Genomic DNA, 4,700 nt, shown 5'->3' with positions numbered 1-4,700 from the left:
CCCACCATGCCCGCCGCGCCCGCCGCCACCGCCAGCTCGCGGCACAGCGCCGCGCGCACCGGCTCCGGCCCGCCCGCCACCAGCGCGAAGGCCTCCGTCAGCAGCGCGTCCCCGGCGAGGATGGCCATCGCCTCGCCGTACACCTTGTGGTTGGTGGGCCGCCCGCGCCGGTAGTCGTCGTCGTCCATGGCCGGCAGGTCGTCGTGCACCAGCGAGTACGTGTGCACGTACTCCAGCGCGCACGCCGCGTCCGCCACCACGCCGGACGCGAGGCTGGACCTCGCCACCGTCTCGGCGAAGGTCAGGCACAGCACCGGGCGCAGGCGCTTGCCGCCGGCCATGAGCGAGTACGTCATCGCCTCCGCCAGCTTCGGCGGGGTGCCGGACGGCACGAGCAGGTCTCCCCGCTCGCGCAGCAGCGCCTCCACCCGCGCCTGTCGGGCGCCCAGGAAGGAGTCCAGGTCGAAGGATGCCAAGAGTCGGTGCTCCTCTAGGAAGCCGAAGCCCGCGCGGCCACGAGCTCGTGGATGCGCTTGACGAGCTTGTCCATGTCCAGCGGCTTGACGAAGTAGTCCGCGGCGCCGACCTCGAGGCCGTGCCGCTTGTCCGCGGGGTCCCCTCGCCCGCTGATGAAGACGACGGGGATGTCCCGGAAGTTCTCGTTCTTCTTCACCGCCCGGCACAGCTCGAAGCCGTCGATCCAGGACATGTTCACGTCCAGGAGGATGACGTGCGGCCGGTGGAGCTGCAGCGAGGCAATCAACCGCAGGCCATTGGCGGCCATGGTGACCTCGAAGCCCTCGTCCTCGAGGGCCGCCGCCAGCAGCTCCCGCGTGTCGCGGTCATCGTCGACGATGGTGATTTTGGGCTTCGCCATGCCGGAGTGGGCGCCCGAACGGTTCAGAACGGGACGTCATCCTCCGGCGGAGGCTTGGGGGGAGCAGGCACCCGGGGGGCCGCCGGTGAGGCCGGGCGCGACGCCACCGACAGCGGCGCCACCACGTCCTTGCCGTCCTCGTCCAGCAGCAGCTGCTCGATTCGCTGCTCGGCCTCGGTGAGCAGCTTCTCGCCGCGGCGCACCAGCCGGATGCCCTCTTCAAAGGCCTTGAGCGAGTCCTCCAGGGACAGGTCCCCGCTCTCCAGCCGGTTCACCGTCTCCTCGAGCCGCGCCACCACGTCCCCGTACTGCTCGGGAACCTCGGCTTCCGCCGCCGCCTTGTCCGCCTTGGACGCCTTGTCCGACTTCGCCACAGCCTTCCACCTCCCCGTGTGGGGCGCGGGACTCTAGAGGGTGGCCCGTCAGCAGTCCACCGGCCCTTTCAACCCCGTCACGGTGGCTTCGACTTCCTCACACCCCGCCAGCGTCTTCGCCCCGTTCATCGCGAGCTTGATGCCCAGGCGCTCTCCCACCTGCACGTCCGCGCTGGTGCGCACCACCGCGCCATCCCGCTGGCGAAACACCACCGAATATCCGCGCGACATCACCTTCAACGGACTCATCGCGTCCAGTCGTCCCTCCAGACGCTGGAAACGCCGCTGCGCGTCCGCCAGGGCCCCCTGCTGGAGCGCCAGCAGCCGTGCCCGGTGCGCGGCCAGCCGGGCACGCTCCTTCGCCACCCGCGCCGCTGGTGAAGCCCGCTCCAGCCCCAGCCGCGCCGAGGCCAGCGCCGCCTGCCGCCCCGCCACGCCCGAGCGCGCCGCCTCCGACAGCCGCATCGCCAGCTTGAGCAGATGCGCCCGCTGCTCGCTCACCCGCGCCTGGGGCCGGGCCCGCTGCAGCCGCTCCGACAGCGCGCGCAGCCGCTCCCGGTGCTCGCGCACCGCGGGGCGCAGCACGCGCATCATCGCCTCCACCTGCTCGGACAGGTGCAGCCGCTGGTGGTTGATGGCGCGCCGCGGGTCCTCCAGCTGGGCCTCCAGCCCGCCCAGCTCCTCGCGCAGCTCCAGCACCCGGCGCTCCATGGCGCGCCGCAGCCGCCCGGCCTGCGTGGCCAGCGTCAGCTCCAGGTCCGCCAGCACCGGCGCCAGCCGCTCCGCCGCCGCGCTGGGCGTGGGCGCGCGCCAGTCCGCCACGAAGTCGGAGATGGTGAAGTCGATTTCGTGGCCGATGGCCGACACCACCGGCACCGGCGAGGCGAAGATGGCGCGCGCCACCAGCTCCTCGTTGAACGTCCACAGGTCCTCGACGGAGCCACCGCCGCGCGTCACCACGATGACGTCCACGTCCGTGCGCGACAGCCGCTCAATCGCCCGGGCCACCTCCACCGCGGAGCCCTCGCCCTGCACGCGCGCGTCCGCCAGCAGCACGCTCTGCCGCGGGTTGCGCGAGTGCAGCACGCGCAGGAAGTCCTGGAGCGCCGCGCCGGTGCGGCTGGTGACGATGCCGATTCTCCGGGGCAGGAAGGGCAGCGGCCTGGGCGGGCGCACCCGCCGGTCGCCGATGAGCCCCTCGGCCGCCAGCCGCTCCTTGAGCTGCTCGAAGGCGAGCGCCAGCGCGCCCTCCCCCACCGGCTCCAGCCGCTGGACGATGAGGCTGTAGCGCCCCTGCGGCTCGTACAGGTCCACGCTGCCCTCGGCCACCACCTCCATGCCGTCGCGCAGCATGAAGCGCAGCCGGGCCGCCAGGGACGCCCACACCTTCGCGTCGATGGCCGCCGACGGGTCCTTCAGCGAGAAGTACCAATGCCCGCGCGCATTGGGCCCGCGAAAGCCCGTCACCTCGCCGCGCACCATCACCCGCGTGAAGCGCGACTCCAGCGTCTGCTTCAGCTGCCGCGTCAGCTCGCCCACCGTCAGCACCAGGCGCTCCGGCTTCGGCGGCGGAGGAGGCGCGCCCTCCAGCGGCCCCAGCAGCGACGTGCCGTCCGCGTCCACCGGCGGTGGAGGCGGGGGCGGCTTGCGGGGCATGGCCACCACGCGGCCGCCCGTGCGGTCCGCGCCCGTTTCCGGCGTCCCCGCGTCCTGGGACGGGGCGGGCGGCGAGCCGAACAAATCGCCCTGGAGGCCGGGGGTGACCGGCGGCGGAGGCCCTCCCTTGGATTTCTTCATCGCGACAGCTTCTCGACCCAGGTCTGCGCCTTCTGGTGGTACTCGTCGTCGGGCGGCGTCATCGACACCACGTCCTTGAACTTGGGCAGCGCGTCCTCGGGGGCGGAGTCCTTGATGGAGTAGGCGGAGAGGTACAGGTCCTTCGCCTTCGTCTTCATCTCGCTGATGATGTTGGTGGCGCCCGCGTGGCCCGGGTCCGCCTGCAGCGCGCGGCGCGCGTACTCCATGGCGCGGGACCACTGGCCGGCCGCCTTCGCCGCGGTGGCGCCCTTGTAGAAGATGGTGGCCGCGCGCGTGCCCGCGTTGCGCGCCATCTTGCTGGGCCGGTTGTCCGTGATGTCCTTGTCCAGCGCCAGCAGCTTCGACAGCCCCTTGGCGTCCAGGTCCTCCAGGCGCTTGTAGAGGTTGCCGAACTCGGTCATCTGCCCGAGCAGCTTCTTGCACTGCGGCGCCTTGGCCATGCACGCGTTGAGGATGGCCACCGCGCCGGACATGTCACCGTCGCGGTAGCGCTCCACGGCGGGCTCCCACGGCTTGGGCGCGGGCCCCTGGAAAACGGGCCTGGGCGCGTCGCGCTGGGTGATGGCCTGCGCCGCCTGCTCGTTGATGAGCTTGGCGTCGCGGTGGTCCGGGAAGGCCGCCAGCACGTCGTCGGTGACGGCCTTGGCCGGGTCGAGCTGACCGCCGTCCAGCATCGCCCGCGCCTCGCGGGTGCGCTTGTCGGCCGCGTCCGCCAGCGCGCGCGTGGCGACCCGCACATGGTCCTTCTGGAACTCGGTCTTGTCCGGCTTGGGCAGCGCGGCGGCGGCCTTGCCCAGCTCGCCCTTCGCCAGCGCCGCCTGCACCTCCGCGAGGCGGCGCTGGATGGGAATCTCGCGCTCCGCATGCGCCAGGTAGTCCGCCAGGTTCGGGTACTCGGGGTCCTGGGCCTGGAGCTCTTCCAGCTTCGCCTGGGCCTCCTCCCACTTGCTGTCGCGCACCAGGTTCTTCGCTTCCTGGAACATCGCGCCGAGCAGCTCGCGCTGGGCCTTGATCTGCTGGGCCTGCGCGGCCGCCGCGGCCTGCTGGCGGTTCATGCTCACCCGCAGCGCGCCCAGGCCCGCGAAGAGCACCACCACCACGCCGGCCACGGCCAGCTGGATGCGCAGCTTCTTCTTCTTCGCCTCGGGACTGGGCGGCGTGGCGGCCGTCGAGCGGGCGGTGCGCACGCGTCCGCCTTCCGGGCGCGGCGGCGGGCGGGACGGCACCGCGCTCCGGCTGCCGCTGGCGCCCGGCGCCGGACGGGCCGGCCGCGAGCCGCTGGAGGGCGTGGACACCATCATCGTGGAGTTGGCCACGTCCTCGAAGCGCAGCTCCGTGTCGCCCAGGGTGATGACGTCGCCGTTGGCCAGGGGCGTCTCGTCGCCGATGACGTCTCCGTTGACGAGCGTGCCGTTGCCCGAGCCCAGGTCACTCACCGCCCAGCCGGAGCCCACCTGGCGCAGCATGACGTGCTTGCGCGACACGGAGGTGTCCGGGATGCAGATGGGGTTGTCCGTGGCGCGGCCGACGACGTACTCGCCCTCCACCAGGGAGAACTCCTCGCCGGCCTTGGGGCCCGCGATGCAGACCAGGCGCGTGGCGGCGGTGGCGGGGGCGGGCCGTGCCCTGTC

The 4,700-nt window shown here is 72.7% G+C and carries 5 protein-coding genes; all 5 read right to left on the bottom strand.

Going from position 1 to position 4,700, the window contains the following annotated elements; translation table 11 throughout:
* A partial coding sequence (locus HG543_RS51610) for a polyprenyl synthetase family protein (protein ID WP_211194759.1) occupies nt 1–476 on the bottom strand: 476 nt, incomplete at its 3' end.
* 14 nt (nt 477–490) lie between these two features.
* The gene (locus HG543_RS51605; RefSeq protein WP_169352355.1) at nt 491–877 is read right to left on the bottom strand and encodes a response regulator; all 387 of its coding nucleotides are present in this window, start codon (nt 875–877) and stop codon (nt 491–493) included.
* Nucleotides 878–900: 23 nt separating this feature from the next.
* Nucleotides 901–1,251 (bottom strand): exodeoxyribonuclease VII small subunit, encoded by a 351-nt coding sequence (gene xseB, locus HG543_RS51600; protein ID WP_169352354.1) that lies wholly within the window; start codon nt 1,249–1,251, stop codon nt 901–903.
* Nucleotides 1,252–1,299: 48 nt separating this feature from the next.
* The gene (xseA, locus tag HG543_RS51595) at nt 1,300–3,048 is read right to left on the bottom strand and encodes an exodeoxyribonuclease VII large subunit (protein WP_169352353.1); all 1,749 of its coding nucleotides are present in this window, start codon (nt 3,046–3,048) and stop codon (nt 1,300–1,302) included.
* The coding region (locus HG543_RS51590) for an FHA domain-containing protein (protein WP_246357911.1) at nt 3,045–4,700 on the bottom strand (1,656 nt) is incomplete at its 5' end. The genes HG543_RS51590 and xseA, both read right to left, overlap by 4 nt.

This window comes from Pyxidicoccus fallax, from assembly GCF_012933655.1.
Lineage (GTDB): Bacteria > Myxococcota > Myxococcia > Myxococcales > Myxococcaceae > Myxococcus > Myxococcus fallax.
Note: the sequence above shows the minus strand (reverse complement) of the source record. Positions and strands in the feature narration are given on the sequence as shown.

What these genes read in the sequence shown, in the direction of transcription:
- HG543_RS51605 (WP_169352355.1), bottom strand. Translation starts at nt 877, where the DNA reads ATGGCGAAGCCCAAAATCACCATCGTCGACGATGACCGCGACACGCGG.
- xseA (WP_169352353.1), bottom strand. Translation starts at nt 3,048, where the DNA reads ATGAAGAAATCCAAGGGAGGGCCTCCGCCGCCGGTCACCCCCGGCCTC.